The organism is Acidovorax sp. FW305-C-20-28 (assembly GCF_058783375.1).
Genome location: NZ_JBYSYM010000003.1, coordinates 213,167 through 230,514, shown reverse-complemented (window position 1 = coordinate 230,514; position 17,348 = coordinate 213,167). Strand labels below are relative to the sequence as shown.

Genomic DNA, 17,348 nt, shown 5'->3' with positions numbered 1-17,348 from the left:
GCACATTGGCGCCCAGAATCGCGCCACCATGAGCCACAACCCTCCTGTCATCGCTCCCGCGCTGCAACCCCTTCTGGCCTCGGCCCGGCCCAGCCGCACGGCGCTGCTGTGCGGCATCGCCCGTGCCCGGCACCAGTTGCTCGATGGCGGCGAAGTCTTTTCCGACCCGCTGGCCCTCGACATCCTGGGCCCCGAACTGGCAGCACAGGTGCACCAATGGGCCCGCGACCACGGGCCAGAGGGCCGCCTCAGCGACCGGGGCAGTTTCTCCGAAGCCATGCGCGGCGCCCTGGCCGCCCGCAGCCGCATCGCGGAAGACACCTTGCGCGCAGCCGTGGCCGATGGTGCCACCCAGTATGTGTTGCTGGGCGCCGGCCTGGACACCTTTGCCCTGCGCCGCAGCCAGTGGCCGCAAGGGCTGGCGCGGGTGTTCGAGGTCGATCACCCGGCCACCCAGGCGTGGAAGCAGCAGTTGGCTGGCGCGGCCGGGCTGGGGATGCCGGCGGGCGCCAACCATGTGCCGGTGGACTTCGAACGGCAGGACTTCATGGAGCAGTTGCTGGCCTGCGGCCTCGATCCGCGCGAGCGCACCGTGTTCGCCTGGCTGGGCGTCAGCATGTACCTGGCGCCTGCGGCGGTGCGTGCCACCTTCGCGCGCATCGGGGCGCGCATGGCGCCGGGCAGCATGCTGGTCTTCGACTACGTGCGGCGCCCGGCCCCCTGGGAGCTGGGGCTCCGGCTGGCCCTGGGCCTGATGGCGCGCCGCTTTCGCCGCATGGGCGAACCCTGGCACTGCTTTCTGGCCGACGGCGAACTGCAGGCCCTGCTGTCCGAAAGCGGCTTTGCGCCGGCCGACGTCATCAGCGCACAGGACATCATGCGCACCCTGCTCGCAGCCCGCCCCGCCTCCCGGCTGCAAAAGGCCATGGGCGGGTTGCTGGGCGGGGTGGTGCTCGCCCGGGTCACTGCCCGGTCCGGGACCGTCAGTCCTCCTTGAGGTACTTGCGGAAGGTCTTGCGGAATTTCTCCACCTTGGGCCCGACCACGAAGGCGCAGTAGCCCTGCCCCGGGTGCTTGGCAAAGTAGTCCTGGTGGTAGTCCTCGGCCGTGCTGTAGTTGGACAAGGGTTTCACCTCGGTGGTGATGGGTGCGCCGAACAGCTTGTCCTGCCCCATCTGGCGCACCATGGCGTTGGCCAGCTCACCATGGGCCGGGTCTTCATAGTAGATGCCGCTGCGGTACTGCGTGCCCACGTCGTTGCCCTGGCGGTTCAGCGTGGTCGGGTCGTGCGTGTGGAAGAAGATCTCCAGGATCTCTTCGAGGCTGATCTCGCTGGCGTCGAAGGTCAGGCGCACCACCTCGGCATGGCCGGTGTCGCCCCCGCAGATCTGCTCGTAGGTCGGCTTGATGATGTGGCCATTGGTGTAGCCGCTTTCCACGTCGGTGATGCCGCGCACGCGGTCGAAAACCGCTTCGGTGCACCAAAAGCAGCCGCCGCCCAGGGTGATGGTTTGCAGTTTCTCTGCCATGAAGGTCTCCATGCGATGAAAGTATTCCATGGCATGGTACGCGGCCCGGGGTGCCGCAGTGCGGGCGGGGCCATTGCGACAGGAAACTGGCCGCCGCCCTCGCCTATGCAGGATGGCTTGGGCACCTTGGCTTCACCGGGATTGGGCGTCTTTCGAGACAGCCTGGTTCAAGTCCCCCACGGGCGGAGGGGCGGTAAACCATCCATTTCGCGCATCTCTCTCCACCACCGTGAAAAAGACGTAGTCCGGCTTCCAGCTCTCGACCAATTGGACCAGGCGCCCACCGGGTTTGATGGCCTCATGCCAATGCAATTGCAGCACGTCACTGAAGGTCCCCTCCATCATCACCGACATTGAGTCCCCAAATGAATCCCTGAGCCACAGTACCTTCTTGTGGTTCAAGGCATTGCTGGTGCGGACAAGGACCGGCTTGATCGGCGGTATCGTGGTCAGATGCCCGCCCTTGTACAGGACTTTCTGGGTGTCGAAGTCGATCCGGGTGGTTTGCAAAGAAAACTCGGATGCGCCAATGGCCAATCGGGTATCGGAAAGCTCTGTCGGCAGCCGAAGAAAATTGGCCAGATCCCCGCCCTTGGTTTCCTGGCTGGATGTCAATGCATACGCTTCACTGGGTGGCCATTTCAGCTCTGGTGCTGCGGCACCAACCTGCTGCGCAAAGGCGCGAAACCCCATCGCAGAGCCAAGATGGTTCCAATGGGTATCCAGCTTGTAATAGAGATCGGCCTTCTGACGTGCCTTGGCTTCCAGCAAAGGCGCACGCAGGTCGACATAGAGAACCTTGCCCGTTTCAGAAAACAGGGCATCCGTCGCATTGGGTGATACTGGCTGAGCCCAGCGGGGCAAATGCTCGGGGTAAATGCTTCCCTTGTTGGGGCCGACCATGACCCTGAAGAGTTGAACCCCCTTGCTTGCGAAATAGGCGTCCCAGGCAGCAGCAGCCACGCCAATCTGTTTCGCCAGTTGCACATCTTCCGCCGAAGGTGGGTGGCGAGCAGCCGACAGGGTGGCCTGGAATGAATCGCCCAGGAAGAGCCAGCCATCACGGCCGATGACGACGTTCTTGGAGTTGATGCTGATCCCAAATGGATACAACCATTTCGCTGCAAAGCTCGATGCGAAGTCCATATTGTAGAAAAATGACTTCTCCCACTTGATCGCTTCAAAATTGCGCGCGCGCGAAATATTGACTGCCGGCACTATCATCAAACTTGCCAGCAGGGCGATCAAGAAAATGCTTGCCCGATGCTTCATCGTGATTGTTCTTATTAGAAATTGAAGTACAGAAACACCGAGCTCGTGGTCGCCAGCATGGCGTACATCGCGATAGAGAAAAGAAATCCACCGTAAGCAAGCTTGGCATTGCCCAAGGGGCCGCTGGCGATCTCGATAGAATTCTTTTGGCGGATGATGACAAACGCCAAGACGATGGCGACGTAGACAGGCAGTTGCCCCACCAGCCCTGCAGGAAGGTATTGCAGCAAGACATCGGAGAACCAACCCGCCCACGCAAAGTCGGATGTCGATGCCGACGCAATGGACTCTCCCAGGATCGAGCGAAGATCAACCATTCCCCGCAACACCCGCTCCGCATCTTCCATTGTCTTGGCCCGGAAGAAGACCCAGGTGATGTTCACAAACACAAAAGTCAACAGCCATGCCAAGGCTGTTGGCATCGGGCGCCCCCACTTCTTCCACAACCGATGAACTCCGAGTGCCCCGCCATGCAGGGCACCCCATACCACGAACATCCAGGTCGCGCCGTGCCACAAGCCCCCCAGCACGAATGTGATGAAAATATTGATGTAGGTCTGGTATTCCAACCCTCGGTTGCCGCCCAGGGGGATGTACAGATAATCTCGCAAGAAACTGCTGAGGGTGATGTGCCAGCGCCGCCAGAAATCCTGAATGCTCAGTGCCTTGTAGGGCGAATTGAAATTGATGGGCAATGCAATATTGAAAAGCAGCGAAGCGCCTATTGCCATGTCGCAGTACCCGCTGAAGTCGAAATACAGCTGAAAGGTGTAGGCCAGGCTGGTTGCCCATGCAGCAAAGAACCCAAGACTCTGGCCGCCATCGAACCCGGCATCGGCCCACACCGCGAAGTTGTCTGCGATGACCACCTTCTTGAAAAGGCCGATGCCAAAGATGAAAAGGCCCCTGAGAATATTCGATTTCCTCAGCATGAGTGTCCAGCGCGAATCGAACTGGGGCATGATCTGCTGGTGGTGCACAATAGGTCCCGCAATAAGATGCGGAAAGAACGTCACGAAAAGTGAATAGTTCAAAATCCCGTATTTTGCAGTTTCCCCACGGTAGCTGTCCACCAGGTACACGATTTGCGTGAAAGTGAAAAAACTGATCGCCAGCGGCAGGACGACATGCGGAATGGCATGCGCCGTGCCAAAGATGGCATTGACGTTGTCCAGCAAAAAGTTGGTGTATTTATAGTACCCAAGCAGCAGCAAATTGGCAGCAATGCCTGCGGCCAGCACCATTTTTCTGCTGATCCCACGGTTCGGCCTGCCCATATCGCCATGGAGTGAGCCATGCGACCTTGCCAGATACGTGCCAATCACAAAGTTCACAAAAATGGAACCCAGGATCAAAGGCAGGTGCTTTATGTCCCAGTACGAATAAAAAAACAGGCTTGCAATGACGAGCCAAGCCTTTCCAGCAGTGATCCAGCGCAGGTGATTCATCAAGAAAAAGATGAGAACCACGATCGGCAGGTAGACCAGAATGAACTGCCACGAACTGAAAACCATATTTACGGGCCCCCTCCGGCAGGGCCGGGGGCTTGGAGATGTGAGCCGCTCGACGCGGTGAGACGGGGAGGTGACCTAGCCCCTCTTGACTTACTGCTTAGCCCTCCATTATGCGGGGCGAACTCAACAGTAAAGTGCAGCGTCGGGGCCGCCACCTCTTTGGGGGGGTGACGGCCATCACATCGAGTTGGCTTGGCTTTGGCGGGACGGGGTCCGGCCCGCTGGCAGGCGCGGGCACCACAGGGTGCTATTCGTACCTGCGCCCCTGCTCCATCAGCTCGGGCGTGCCGATCAGCGCATTGAGCCCGTCGAAGTCCAGCATGCGCTCCTTGAATGGCGCCGTGGTCTGGTGCGTGTGCAGGCTGGCGTAGTAACCCTGCAGGGTGTGGGCCACGGCCCGTGCCGTGCCGCCAGGGAAGATGGCGATGCGAAAGCCGCGCCCGCCCAGTTCCTGCGCGCTCTGCACAGGGGTCTTGCCGCCCTCGACCATGTTGGCCAGCAGGGGGATGCGGTGGGCGAAGCGCTGGCAGGCGGCGTCCATCTGCTCGGGGGTGCGCAGGGCCTCGATGAACAGCGCATCCACGCCGCATTCCAGGTAGCGCTCGGCGCGCTCGAAGGCGGCCTCGATGCCCTCGACCGCGATGGCGTCGGTGCGCGCCAGGATGAGGGTTCGGGCATCGTGCCGCGCATCCAGCGCTGCATGCAGCTTGCCGCACATCTCGGCCACGGGCACCACGGTCTTGCCATCCAGGTGGCCGCAGCGCTTGGGAAAGCCCTGGTCCTCCACCTGCACCATGGCGGCGCCGGCGCGCTCGAAGCCGCGCACCGTGCGCTGCATGTTGAGCGCATTGCCGAAGCCGGTGTCGGCATCGACGATGACGGGCGTGCGCACACGCTCGGTGATGCGCGCCAGCGTGTCCTCCACCTCGGTGTAGGTGGTCAGGCCCACATCGGAGCGGCCCAGCCGGGTGTAGGCGATGGAGGCGCCCGAGAGGTACAGCGCCTCGAAACCGGCCTGTTCGGCCACCAGCGCGCTCAGCGCGTCGTAGATGCCAGGGGCCAGGAGGATGTTCGGCTGCTGCAGCCGTTCGTGCAGGGTCATGGCAGTCATGGAGTGGAACCCGTAGGGGGACGAAGCAGATGGGCGGCGGTATGCGCCGCCAGGTAGCCGCCGGCCACGGCGCTCAGCAGGCCGTTGCCGGAGAGGTAGCCCCAGACGGCATCGCCCGAGACGCCGCGCGCCGCGCCACCGGCGGCCAGCAAATTGGGGAACGGGCAGCCCGCGGTATCGAGCACGCGACATTGCGCGTCGATGTCGAGCCCGCCCTGGGTATGGAACAGCGCGCCCGTGACCTTGACGGCGCAGAAAGGCGCCTGCAGGGGCCGCGCCGTGGGGCGTGGGTACGCACCCTGCCCCGCCAGCGTGGCCGCCAGCGCTGCCTCATCGCACCCAATCACGGCCGCCAGGGCCTGCACGCTGTCACAGTGCTTCACGGCGCCCGCCGCCTCGGCATCCACAAAGTCCGGAAAACCGCGCGCCAGCGCGAGGATGGGTGCATCGAACACGTTCCAGGCCACGCCGCCCGGCTGGGCCAGCACATGGACCGAGGCCTCGGAATAGCCCTCAGTCTCGTCATGGAAGCGCCGACCCAGGGCGTTGACCTGGATGCCGCCTTCCATCATCAGCGCCCAGGAGACCAGCGCGCCCTGGGGAATGGCCCAGGAACCATGGCCCTGGTAGCCGCCCAGGTCGGCCAGGCGCGCACCCAGCGCGCGCCCCCAGGCGATGGCGCTGCCGTCGTTGCCGGTATGGCCGGCGAACAGGGCATCGCGCATCTCGGGCAGCAGTTCGCGCACCATGGCGGCATTGCCGCCAAAGCCATTGCAGGCCAGGATGGCCGCGTCGCACGACAGGTGCTCCAGCGTGCCATCGGGCCGCTCGTAGCCCACACCGATCACGAGGCCGGTCTCATCGGCCCAGAGCTCGCGCACGGCAGCATCGGTCACCAGGGGAATGCCGACCGCCGCCGCGGCATTGGCCAGGCGGCCCATCAGGCCCGCGCCAGTCTTCTCGGGCACGGCATGCATGCGGCGCACGCTGTGGCCGGGGTAGAGAAAGCCGTCCAGCACCTGCCACTCCAGGCCATGGCGCTGCTGCAGCGCATCGAGCGCCGGGCCGATGGCTCGGGCATAGGCCTGCACCAGGTGCGGCGCCGCCCTGCCCTTGGCCTTGGCGCTGATGTCGGCGGCAAAGCGCTCGGGGCTGTCGTCAATGCCCAGCTCCCTTTGCACCTGCGTGGCCGGCGCAGGGATGAAGCCCGAGGACAGGGCCGAGGAGCCCGTGGGCGTGGCATCGCGCTCCAGCACCGCGCAGTCCACCCCCAGGTCGTGCAGCACCAGCGCGGCCGTGAGGCCGCAGGCCCCGCCGCCCACGATGGCCACGGGCACATGGTTGTCCTGCGCGGCCGCGGGCATGCGGTCGGCGCGGCGAATGGTGGGCAGCGTGCCCGTCATGGGGTTTCCGCGGCCAATGCCGCGATAAAGTCCGCGCAGCTCAGCACCTGCGCCACATTGGCCATATCGGCCAGCGCCGTGTCGTGCACCTCCTGGCGGAAGGCGGCGCAGCCGTCGGACAGCACCAGGGTGCGGTAGTCGCGCATGTGGGCGTCGCGCACCGTGCTCGCCACGCCGCCGTTGGTCACGATGCCGCACACGGCCACGGTGTCGATGCCCGCGCGGCGCAGCACCCAGTCGAGCTGGGTGTTGAAGAAGGCCGAATACGCCACCTTGCAGACCGACACATCCACCCAGGGCGCGATCTCGGGCACATGGGCCTGGCCCGTGCCGCCCGGAGCGAAGTCGCCGCGCCGCAGAAAGGGCCGCAGCTCCTTGAGGTGGGGCGACACCATGGGCTCGCCCTCGGCATCCGGCCACAGCGTGAACTGGCTGCCCGCCACCAGGCCGCCGCCGGCCTTGACGGCCTGGGCCACCTGGGCCACGCGCGGCGGCAGCGGCAGCGCAGCCGGGCTCACCGCGCCGCCGCGCGCGTACGCGCCATCGGCGGCAAGAAAATCGTTCTGCAGGTCAATCACGACCAGCGCCACGCGCCGCGGCTGCAGGGGGGCGGTGGCGCTGCTCATGCTGCGCGCACCAGCAGATTGCCCAGCGTGTCCACCGTGGCGTGGAAGCCGGGCTCCAGCCACACAGTGGTGTCGGGCTGCTCCAGGATGGCCGGGCCCTCGATGCGGGCGCCCACAGGCAAGTCCAGCCGCGCGTGGCGCACGGCATCCCACCATTTGCCGGCATGGAAGACGCGCTGCACGCCAAGGGGCGGGTTCAGCGTGGTCGATTGCGGCGCCAGCACGGTGAGGTCGAACTTGGGCCGCACACCCACGCGGGCGTAGCGCAGGTTCATCACGCGCACGGCGATGCCGGCCAGCACCCGGCCGAAGGCGGCGCGGTAGGCCTCTTCGAAGGCGGCCTCTATGCCCTCGCGGCCGAGCGCACCGGCCGCCACGGGCACCTGCACCGTATGCGTCTGCCCGGTATAGAGCATGTCCAGCGCAATGATCTCCTGCACCTGCACGAACTGCACGCCCGCCGAATCCAGGCGCTGCTGGCAGGCCTCGGACAGGGCCTGCACACGCTGGCGCAGGTCGGCCACGTCGAGCTCGGCCAGGGGCTTGTTCAGGGTCTGCACCGCGTCGTGGCGCATGTCGGCCATCACGCAGCCCAGGGCAGACGTGACGCCCGGGTAGCGCGGCACGATGCCCGTGCCCACGCCCACCTCGCGCATCATGGCGCACACGTGCAGGGCGCCGCCACCGCCAAAGGGCATGTAGGCGAACTGGCGCGGGTCGTGACCGCGCTCGATGGAGACCACGCGCACGGCGCCGGCCATCTTCGCATTGGCCACGGTGAGGATGGCCTCGGCCGCGGCCATGACATCCAGGCCCAGCGGCAATGCCACATGGGTCTCGATGGCGTCGCGCGACTTGGCCGCGTCCATGGCGGCCAGCAGGCCGCCGCCCAGCGGCCGGTCGGCCGCGATGCGGCCCAGCAGTACATTGGCGTCGGTCACTGTGGGCCGGGTGTTGCCGCGCCCATAGCAGGCGGGGCCGGGCACGCTGCCGGCCGACTCGGGGCCCACCTGCAGCATGCCGCTGGCGTCCACCGAGGCGATGGAGCCACCGCCCGCACCAATGGTCTCGATCTGGATCATGGGAGAGCGCACCACCATGCCGAACTCGATGGCGGTCTGCGCGGCCAGGGCCGCCTCGCCGCCGGCGACCAGCGACACGTCGAACGAGGTGCCCCCCATGTCGCCCGTGATCGCATCGGGAAATCCCGCCGCCCGCGCGATGGCCGCGCAGGCGATGACGCCCGCCGCCGGGCCCGACAGCGCCGTGCGCACCGGCACATCGCAGGCCGTCTGGCGCGACATCACGCCGCCATTGCTCTGCACGATAAGCAATTCGCCGCCAAAGCCCTGGGTGCGCAGGTCGCCCTCCAGCCGCTCCAGGTAGCTGCCCACCACGGGCTGCAGGGAGGCGTTGAGCGTGGCGGTGGAGCAGCGCTCGAACTCGCGGATCTCGGGCAGCACCTCGCTGGCCGCCGTCACGTGGGCGTTGGGCCACAGGCTGCGCACGGCCGCCACGGCCGCCTGCTCGTTGGCCGGGTTGGCATAGGTGTTGATGAAGAACACGCACACGGCCTCGCAACCCGCATCCAGCAAGGCCTGGGCCTGTTCTTTCACCTGGGCCAGGTCCACCGGCGTGTGCAGCGTGCCGTCGGCCAGCACGCGCTCGTCCACCTCCAGGCGCAGGTGGCGCGGCACGATGGGCTCGAAGCTGCCGCGCAGGCCCCAGGTCTGGGGCCGGTCGCGGCGGCGCATCTCCAGCACATCGCGGAAACCGCGCGTGGTGATGATGCCGGTGCGCGCCACCTTGCGCTCCAGCAGCGCATTGGTGCCCACCGTGGTGCCATGCATGATGGTGGCGATGGCCGCGGCCGAGTCCGCCACGCGCGCCACGCCGTTCATGAAGCCGCGCGCCTCTTCACCCCGTGTGGAAGGCACCTTGACGATGCGCGCACTGCCATCGGCCTCGTCCAGCACGAACAGATCGGTGAAGGTGCCGCCCACGTCCACCCCCACCACAAAGGAAGCCTTGCCGCTCATGCTGCGCCTTTCACTGCTGCTGCGCTGTTGCCTACCACCACATAACCCATCGCCTCGTCGCGCTCACGCGCTGCGGCTGACCGTGCTGCAGGCACACCGTAGCCCCCGCCACCGGGCGTCTCCAGCCGCACGCGCTCGCCCTTTTTCAGCTGGATGCCGATCATCTTGGAGCGCATGGGCGGGGTCTTCCACTCGCCCGCGTTCTGGTAGCTGAAGACGTTCAGGGCGCCCTCCCCGCCCCCGGCGATGCCCTGGGGCGCGGCCTTGCCGCGTTCGCCGAAGATGAAGACCTCAGCGTCCTGCTCCAACAGCTCGATCTCGTAGATGGCCCCGAGGCCGCCGCGGTGCTGGCCGTCGCCGCCCGAACCCGGGCGCAGCGCCCACTGTGTGAAGCGCACGGGGTAGGCCGCCTCCAGGATCTCCAGCGGCGGAATCGTCGCAGTGGAGATGGGCGCATTGCCGTGGCTCATGCCGTCGCCGTCCGAATGGCCGCCGTGGCCGCCGCCGAAGAAGCTGAACATCACCCAGCGCTGGCCCTTGCGTGCCGCATCGGTGCGGTGCCCGGCGATGGACAGCGCATTGATGGTGCCGTAGGCCTGGGCCATGGCGCGCTCGGGCGCGGCCAGGGCCGTGGCGCTGAAGATCACATCGATCATGCGCAGGATGGTCTCGGTGTAGCCGCCCACCGGCCGTGGCCGCGCGGCGCTGATCACCAGGCCGTCGGGCAGCACGAAGTCCACTGCGTCGAGCACGCCGGCATTGGCCGGCACATCCGGAAACAGGTGCTTAAGCGCCACATAGCAGGCCGCAATGGCCGTGGCGCGCGAGATGTTCACCGGCCCGGCGCACTGCGGGGAGCTGCGCGAGAAGTCGAGCGTGAGCCGGTCGCCCTGCACCGCCATGTCCAGGGCAATGGTCAGCGCCTCGTCCTTCACGCCGTCGTTGTCCAGCGTGTCGCTGAAGCTGTAGCGCCCATCGGGCAGCGCCGCGATGTGAGAGCGCATGAGCTTGACGGCCCGCGCGCGCAGCTCGCCCATGGCCTGCAGCACCACGGCGTCGCCGTACTGGTCGAGCAGGTCGTGCAGGCGCCGCTCGCCCAGGTCCAGGGCCGAGAGCTGGCCGTTGAGGTCGCCCCACAGGCTGTCGGGCAGGCGCGTATTGGCCTTGAGGATGGCCAGCACGTCCTCGTCCAGCGCGCCGCCGCGCACGATGCGCACCGGCGGTATCTGCACCGCCTCCTGCCAGCACTCGGTGGCGGCGGGGTTGTAGTTGCCGGGTACGTTGCCGCCCACGTCGTGCCAGTGCGCGGCCGAGGCGAGGAAGCAGTACAGCCGGCCACCGCGAAAGAACGGCCGCACCAGCTTGAAGTCGTTGGCGTGCGTGCCGCCCTCGTACGGGTCGTTGAACAGCCAGGTATCGCCCTCGGCCATGCCACCTCGCCCGCTGGCGGCCTGCATGGCCGCCCGCACCGCGAAGGCCATGGCCCCCACGAAGACCGGCAGGCCCGACTTGCCCTGCACCAGGGTGTCGCCGCTCTGCGCGTCGTACAGGCCGTGGCAGGCATCGTGCGCCTCGGCGATGATGGGGTTGAACGCACTGCGGTACAGCGTGGCGTCCATCTCATCGGCGATCTGCTCGAGCCGCCCGCGCAGCACCGCGAGGGTGACGGGGTCCATGCCGCTGGTGGTGCTTGCTGTCTTTTCAGCCATTCAAGGCCTCCTTGCCAAATCGGGTACGCAACTGGTTCATCAAGCCGCCTGCACGCACCATGTCCATGAGAAATGCGGGAATCGGATCGCACGCCAGGCGCGTGCTATCCGCAGTGACCACCGCCGGGGCTTGCCAGTCCAGGGCGATCTGCTCGCCCTCGCCCACCTGGCCCGCCCCGGGGCAGGTCAGCAGCAGCAGGCCCAGGTTGAAGGCGTTGCGAAAGTACAGGCCGCTGAACGAAGGTGCGACGACCGCGACGATGCCCAGGCGCACCAGCACCGCGGCGGCCTGCTCGCGCGAGGAGCCGATGCCGAAGTTGGGCCCGGCCACGATCACGTCGCCCTGGCGCACGCCGCCCACGAAGTCCGGGCGCACCGACTCCAGGCAGTGGCGTGCCAGCACCTTGATGCCGTGCTTCATCGCATGGCCGGGGGCTAGCACGTCGGTGTCGATGTCGGCGCCGAGCTTCCAGACCCTGTGCAAGGGCACGGCGCTCATGCCAGCACCTCGCGCGGGTCGGCAATCCGGCCCCTGAGGGCCGACGCGGCCACGGTGTAGGGCGAGGCCAGGTACACCTGGGCCGTGGCCGAGCCCATGCGCCCCTTGAAGTTGCGCGCCGTGCTGGAGATCACGGTGGTGCCGTCGCCCACCGTGTCGCCATAGCCGGCGCAGGCGCCGCAGGTGGTGGGGAACAGCTCGGCGCCCGCCTCCTGCAGCACCTGCAGCACGCCTTCATCGCGGGCGGCGGCCTGGTCCTGCTGGCTGGCGGGTGCCACCATCAGGCGCACGCCGCTGGCCACGCGCTGGCCGCGCAGCACGCTGGCGGCGGCGCGCAGGTCATCGAGCTTGGCGCCCGTGCAGGCGCCGATGTAGGCCACGTCGATGCGCGTGCCCGCATGCTGGTCCACAGCCCCGGTATTGGCCGGGCTGTGGGGCGCGGCCACCTGGGGCGCCAGGGTGTCGGCGTCGAATGCGTGGCGCGTGAGCGGCGCACCGGGGTCGGTCCTCCAGGCGTCCAGCCCCTGCAGGTCCGCCTCGGGCACGCCGTGGGCCGCCAGCCAGTCGCGCGTGGTCGCGTCGGGGGCGATCAGGCCGGCCTGCGCGCCCAGCTCGGCGCTCATGTTGGAGAGCGTCATGCGCTCCTGCATCGACAGGGCCTGCACGGCGGGGCCGGCGAACTCCACGGCCTGGTACTGGCCGCCGTTCATGCCGAAGCGGCCGATCATGTGCAGCATCATGTCCTTGGCGGTCACGCCGGCAGCCAATTGCCCGCCCCAGTGCATCTGCAGGGTCTGCGGCACGCGCAGCCAGATCTCGCCGGTGACCACCACGCCCAGCATCTCGGTGCTGCCGATGCCGAACATGTAGGCCCCGAAGGCCCCGCCCGTGGGCGAATGCGAATCGCCGCCCACGCAGAACATGCCGGGGCGGATGTGGCCGTGCTGCGGCACCACCACATGGCAGATGCCCTGGCCGTCGTAGACGTGGGGCAGCGCCTGCTCCTGTGCCCAGTCGCGCGCGATGCGCACGATGCGGCGCGACTCCTCGTCACGCTCGGGCAGGTAATGGTCCATGACCAGCACCACGCGCGACTTGTCCCACAGCTCGGCACCCAGCTCTTCGAGCATGGGCTTGAGCCGGCGCGGACCGGACGAGTCGTGGAACATGGCCAGGTCCACCTTGCAGTTGACGATGTCCCCCGGTGCCAGGCCGGTGCGCTCGCTTGCGCGGGCCACCAGCTTCTGGGCCAGGGTGCTGGGCTGGGGGGTCATTCGGGCTTGGCTCCGGCAAAGCGCACGACCTTGGCCCAGCGCGGGATCTCGGCCTGCACGAAACGCGCGAACTCCTCGGGGCTGTTGCCCACGGGCACGGCGCCCTCGGTCTCCAGGCGCTTTTTCACCTCGGGCGTGGCGATGGCGTGGCGCGCGGCGTCGCTGAGCTTCTTCGCCAGCTCGGGGTTCATCTGCCCGGGGCCGAACAGGCCGAACCAGGCGCTCGACTCGTAGCCGGGCAGCACCTCGGCAATGGCCGGCACATCGGGGAAGGCCGGCAGCCGCTTGGCACTGGTCACGCCCAGCGCCTTGAGCTTGCCCGCGCGGATCTGCGCCTGGGCATTGCCCACGGCCGCGAACATCAGCTCCACCTGCCCGGCCAGCACGTCCTGCAGGGCCGGGGCCGTGCCGCGGTAGGGGATGTTGACGATGTAGGCGCCCGACTGCATCTTGAAGGCATCGCCTGCCAGGTGCAGCGAAGAGCCCACGGCCCCGATGGCGAAGTTGAGCGTGCCCGGCTTCGCCTTGGCCAGCGCGATCAGCTCGCGCACGTCCTTGGCGGGCACCGCTGGGTTGGCCACCAGGATCGAGGGCGAGGTCGCCACACAGGTGAGCGGCGTGAAGTCCTTGATGGGATCGAACGGCAGCGAGGGATAAAGGCTGGCATTGATGGCGTGGCTCGTGAAGCTCATGAGCAGCGTGTTGCCGTCGGGCGCGGCCTTGGCCACCGCGTCGGCGGCGATGTTGCCGCCCGCGCCCGGGCGGTTTTCCACCACCACGGTGCGGCCGAGCTGGCGGCCCATCTCGTTCGCCAGGTTGCGTGCCAGCGTGTCGGTGGAGCCGCCTGCGGGCGCTCCCACGAGGATGCGGATGGGGGCATTCTGGGCCAGCGCATGGCCCATGGGCAGGGCCGCCGGCAAGGCCAGCAGCAGTTTTCGGCGTGCAATCGTCATGGTTCTTGTCTCCTTGTCAAAGGCCCAGGTAGGCCCGGCGCAGTTCGTCGCTGCGCAGCAGTTCGTCGGGCGCGCCGGCAAAGCGGATGCTCCCGTTTTCCATCACATAGGCGCGGTCGGCGATCTCCAGCGACTGGCCCACGTTCTGCTCCACCAGCAGCACCGCCAGGCCGGTTTCGCGCAGCTTGCGGATCAGGCCGAACATCTCCTCGACCAGCAGCGGCGACAGGCCCAGCGAGGGCTCGTCCAGGATCAAGAGGCGCGGCTCGGCCATCAGGCCGCGGCCGATGGCCAGCATCTGCTGCTCGCCGCCGCTCATGGTGCCGGCCAGCTGGCCGGTGCGCTCCTTGAGGCGCGGAAAGGTGGCGAACACCTTGTCGATGTTCTCGGCGCGGCGCTCCCGGGCCCGGGTGAAGCTGCCCAGGGAGAGGTTTTCGAGCACGCTGAGGTTGGGAAAGATCTTGCGACCCTCGGGCACCTGGATCAACCCGGCCTTGACGACCTCGGTGTAGTGCGCGTCGCTCAGGTCGGCGCCGCCGAAGGCGACCGTGCCGGCCCAGGCCTTGTAGATGCCGCAGACCACGTTGTTCAAGGTGGATTTGCCGGCGCCATTGCTTCCGAGAAGGGCCACGGTTTCGCCGGGGTGGACCGAGAGGTCGACACCGCGCAGCACCTCGACACGGCCGTAACCGCCACGCAGCCCGGTGATGCCGAGCAAGGGAGCCGTGTTCATGCTGCCTCCTTGGCGGCCGCGGCGCGCAGGCGTGCGGCCGTGCCATGGCCCAGGTAGGCCTCGATCACGCGTTCGTCGGAGGTCACGGCCGCGGGGCTGCCCTCGGCGATCAATTGACCCTGGGCCAGCACCCATACGTGCTCGGCCAGGTTCATCACGGCCTGCATCACGTGCTCGATCATCAGCACCGTCACGCCGCCCTGCGCAATGCCGCGCACCACGGGAATCATCTCGGCAATCTCCTGGGGGTTGAGGCCGGCCAGCACCTCGTCGAGCAGTAGCAGGCGCGGCCGGGTAGCCAATGCGCGCGCCAGCTCCAGCCGCTTGCGCCCGGCCACGGTGAGGTCCGACGCCGGCTTGTCCAGCTGCGCAGCCAGGCCCACGCGCCCCGCCACCTCGGTGGCCAGGGCCAGGGCGGCGGCGCGGCGCGGTTCGTGCAGGTGCGCCCCCACGGCAATGTTCTCGCGCACGGTCTGCGCCGCGAAGGGCTGCACGATCTGGAAGGTGCGCGCCATGCCCAGCCGGGCGTTGAGGTACGGGGCCTGGCCGGTGATGTCCTGCCCGGCCAGGCGCACGCTGCCCGTGTCGGGCCGCACGAAGCCGCTCATCAGCGCGAACAGCGTGGTCTTGCCGGCGCCGTTGGGGCCGATCAGCGCCGTCAGCGAGCCTTCGGGCACCGTGAGGCTGACGTTCTGCACGGCCTTGAGGCCGCCGAAGGACTTGCCCACGCCGGTGAGGGTCAAGAGTTCATTCGCCATGGCGGCCTCCCGATCGTTTCCACAGGTCCACCACGGACTGGCCCAGGCCCGCGATGCCGCGCGGCAGGAACATCACGATGAGCACCAGCACCGTGCCGTAGATCACCATGTTGATCCCGGGCAGCTGGCCGAACAGGTTGCGCGTGAGGTCGGCCAGCACATGCAGCACCAGCGCGCCGAGCACCGGACCCCAGACGGTGCCGATGCCGCCCACGATGGCTGCCACCAGGGCCTCCACCGAGGTCGCCGAACCATAGGCGATGCCCGGGTCGATGTACTGGAAGACCTGCACATAGAACGCCCCGGCCGCGCCCATGAAGCCACCCGAGAGCGCGATGGCGCCCAGCTTGACGCGAAACGGGTTGACGCCGACCGCGCGGGCCGCATCCTCGTTGTCGCGCACGGCCTGCAGCCAGGCGCCGAAGCGCGAATTGCGCAGCCACCAGCTGGCCAGCAGCGCCAGGGTGACCAGCGCCAGGACCAGGAAGACATAGCCCTTGCGCGAGCCGAACTGCATGTTGGCCAGCGATTCCTTGAGCGGCAGCATCAGCCCCACGCCCGCGCCGGTGAAGGGCACCGACAGCGCCAGGATGCGGAACACCTCGGCAAAGGCCAGCGTGACCAGCGCGAAGTACGAGCCCTTGAGCCCGTAGCGGAACGACAGCCCGCCCACGAACAGCCCCACGAGCGCGCTGCCCGCCACGGCCAGGGGCAGCGCCAGCCAGGGGTTGATACCGCCCTGCATCTGCGCGATGGCCTGGATGTAGGCCCCCGTGCCGAAGAACAGCGCATGGCCGAACGAGAACTGCCCGCCGAAGCCGCCCAGGATGTTCCAGGCCTGCGCCAGCAGCGCCGCGTACAGGGACATCATGACGAAGTTGAGCAGCACGCCCGAATCGGACGCCAGGGTGATGGCAGACACGGCCAGCACGAAGACTGCGATGGATGCGAGCTGCTTCATTGCCGGGCTCCGAACAGGCCCTGCGGGCGGAACAGCAGCACGGCGATGAAGATGGCGAAGATGCCGATCTGCCCCAGCGATTCGCCCAGGTACAGGCCGCCGAGCGATTCGACCACCCCGATCAGCAGCCCGCCCACGAGCGCGCCGGCAAAGCTGCCCATGCCGCCGAGCACGACGATGGTGAAGGCCACCAGCACGAAGCCGCTGCCCACCTGTGGGTTGACGTAGTAGGCCGGCAGCAGAAAGCACGCGGCCGCACCCAGGCAGGCCAGGCCAATGCCGAAGCTCATGGCGTACACATGGTCCACATGGATGCCCATGAGCTTGGCGCCGTGCTTTTCGCGCGCCACGGCGCGGATGGCGCGGCCCAGGTCGGTGCGCCCCACGATCCACAGCAGCAGGCCCGAGACCACCAGCGCCCCGGCAAAGGACACCAGCTTGGGCAGCGCGATCATGGCCGGGCCGATGGCCACGGTGGTGAGGGTGTAGGCCGTCTCGATGGTGCGCGTGTCGGACTTGAAGAACAGCAGCGCCAGGTTCTCCATCACGATGGAGATGCCCAGCGTGACGAGCAGGATGTTCTCGTCCTTGCCGTGGCTGGCGCGGTTGATGACCACGCGCTGCAGCCCATAGCCCAGGGCGAACATGCCGGGCACGAGGATGGGCAGCGCCAGGTAGGGATCGATCCCCCAGTGCTGCTTGAGCAGGTAGACGGCGTACAGCGCCAGCATCAGCGACGCGCCGTGCGCGAAGTTGATGATGTGCAGCACACCGTAGATCAGGGTGAGGCCCAGGGCGATCAGCGCGTAGACCGCGCCGGTCGTCAGGCCGTTGAGGACCGAGGGGAAGAGGATGCTGAGATCGAACATGGAAGTGGTGTGCCGGGCATGTCAGGCAAAGGCGCGGCCTGGCGCCAGGGCCTCTGGCGCCAAGTCAGCCGGTGCGCGCATGGCCGGAAGCTCGGTTG

16 protein-coding genes are annotated in these 17,348 nt (G+C 67.5%); 1 reads left to right on the top strand and 15 read right to left on the bottom strand.

The features are described from left to right. Positions 1-28 precede the first annotated feature (28 nt). Positions 29-997, top strand: a complete 969-nt coding sequence (locus tag AC3WOH_RS06130) for a class I SAM-dependent methyltransferase (RefSeq protein ID WP_492228490.1) — start codon at positions 29-31, stop codon at positions 995-997. On the opposite strand, the gene msrA is transcribed toward AC3WOH_RS06130, so the two are convergent. The 15 genes from msrA to AC3WOH_RS06055 form a co-directional block, all read right to left on the bottom strand. Beyond that, positions 984-1,529 (bottom strand): peptide-methionine (S)-S-oxide reductase MsrA, encoded by a 546-nt coding sequence (gene msrA / locus AC3WOH_RS06125; RefSeq protein ID WP_492228489.1) that lies wholly within the window; start codon positions 1,527-1,529, stop codon positions 984-986. The genes AC3WOH_RS06130 and msrA overlap by 14 nt on opposite strands. A gap of 132 nt (positions 1,530-1,661) precedes the next feature. Further along, positions 1,662-2,801 carry an alginate O-acetyltransferase AlgX-related protein gene (locus tag AC3WOH_RS06120; protein WP_492228488.1) on the bottom strand — a complete coding sequence of 380 codons (1,140 nt, stop codon included), beginning with the start codon at positions 2,799-2,801 and terminating at the stop codon, positions 1,662-1,664. Between the two features lie 14 nt (positions 2,802-2,815). Further along, complete coding sequence (locus tag AC3WOH_RS06115) at positions 2,816-4,315, bottom strand: MBOAT family O-acyltransferase (RefSeq protein WP_492228486.1); 1,500 nt, start codon at positions 4,313-4,315, stop codon at positions 2,816-2,818. Positions 4,316-4,562: 247 nt separating this feature from the next. Further along, the gene (locus AC3WOH_RS06110) at positions 4,563-5,426 is read right to left on the bottom strand and encodes an isocitrate lyase/PEP mutase family protein (RefSeq protein WP_492228485.1); all 864 of its coding nucleotides are present in this window, start codon (positions 5,424-5,426) and stop codon (positions 4,563-4,565) included. Continuing rightward, positions 5,423-6,829 carry an FAD-dependent oxidoreductase gene (locus tag AC3WOH_RS06105; RefSeq protein ID WP_492228484.1) on the bottom strand — a complete coding sequence of 469 codons (1,407 nt, stop codon included), beginning with the start codon at positions 6,827-6,829 and terminating at the stop codon, positions 5,423-5,425. The genes AC3WOH_RS06110 and AC3WOH_RS06105 overlap by 4 nt, the downstream gene beginning before the upstream one ends. Then, a complete protein-coding gene (locus tag AC3WOH_RS06100) occupies positions 6,826-7,455 on the bottom strand; it encodes a cysteine hydrolase family protein (RefSeq protein WP_492228483.1) in 630 nt (209 codons plus the stop codon). Before AC3WOH_RS06100 ends, AC3WOH_RS06105 begins: the two co-directional genes overlap by 4 nt. After that, positions 7,452-9,494, bottom strand: coding sequence for a hydantoinase/oxoprolinase family protein (locus tag AC3WOH_RS06095; protein WP_492228482.1), 2,043 nt, complete (start codon positions 9,492-9,494; stop codon positions 7,452-7,454). The genes AC3WOH_RS06100 and AC3WOH_RS06095 overlap by 4 nt, the downstream gene beginning before the upstream one ends. Continuing rightward, positions 9,491-11,203 (bottom strand): hydantoinase B/oxoprolinase family protein, encoded by a 1,713-nt coding sequence (locus AC3WOH_RS06090; RefSeq protein WP_492228481.1) that lies wholly within the window; start codon positions 11,201-11,203, stop codon positions 9,491-9,493. The genes AC3WOH_RS06095 and AC3WOH_RS06090 overlap by 4 nt, the downstream gene beginning before the upstream one ends. Then, the gene (locus AC3WOH_RS06085; RefSeq protein WP_492228480.1) at positions 11,196-11,702 is read right to left on the bottom strand and encodes a LeuD/DmdB family oxidoreductase small subunit; all 507 of its coding nucleotides are present in this window, start codon (positions 11,700-11,702) and stop codon (positions 11,196-11,198) included. Before AC3WOH_RS06085 ends, AC3WOH_RS06090 begins: the two co-directional genes overlap by 8 nt. Continuing rightward, positions 11,699-12,976, bottom strand: coding sequence for a 3-isopropylmalate dehydratase large subunit (locus AC3WOH_RS06080; RefSeq protein WP_492228479.1), 1,278 nt, complete (start codon positions 12,974-12,976; stop codon positions 11,699-11,701). Before AC3WOH_RS06080 ends, AC3WOH_RS06085 begins: the two co-directional genes overlap by 4 nt. Then, the gene (locus tag AC3WOH_RS06075; RefSeq protein WP_492228478.1) at positions 12,973-13,929 is read right to left on the bottom strand and encodes a tripartite tricarboxylate transporter substrate binding protein; all 957 of its coding nucleotides are present in this window, start codon (positions 13,927-13,929) and stop codon (positions 12,973-12,975) included. The genes AC3WOH_RS06080 and AC3WOH_RS06075 overlap by 4 nt, the downstream gene beginning before the upstream one ends. A gap of 16 nt (positions 13,930-13,945) precedes the next feature. After that, on the bottom strand, positions 13,946-14,662 hold the full coding sequence (locus AC3WOH_RS06070) for an ABC transporter ATP-binding protein (RefSeq protein WP_492228477.1): 717 nt from the start codon (positions 14,660-14,662) through the stop codon (positions 13,946-13,948). After that, positions 14,659-15,420 (bottom strand): ABC transporter ATP-binding protein, encoded by a 762-nt coding sequence (locus AC3WOH_RS06065; protein ID WP_492228476.1) that lies wholly within the window; start codon positions 15,418-15,420, stop codon positions 14,659-14,661. The genes AC3WOH_RS06070 and AC3WOH_RS06065 overlap by 4 nt, the downstream gene beginning before the upstream one ends. Further along, positions 15,410-16,381, bottom strand: a complete 972-nt coding sequence (locus AC3WOH_RS06060; protein ID WP_492228475.1) for a branched-chain amino acid ABC transporter permease — start codon at positions 16,379-16,381, stop codon at positions 15,410-15,412. The genes AC3WOH_RS06065 and AC3WOH_RS06060 overlap by 11 nt, the downstream gene beginning before the upstream one ends. Next, a complete protein-coding gene (locus tag AC3WOH_RS06055; RefSeq protein WP_184855939.1) occupies positions 16,378-17,250 on the bottom strand; it encodes a branched-chain amino acid ABC transporter permease in 873 nt (290 codons plus the stop codon). The genes AC3WOH_RS06060 and AC3WOH_RS06055 overlap by 4 nt, the downstream gene beginning before the upstream one ends. Positions 17,251-17,348 lie beyond the last annotated feature (98 nt).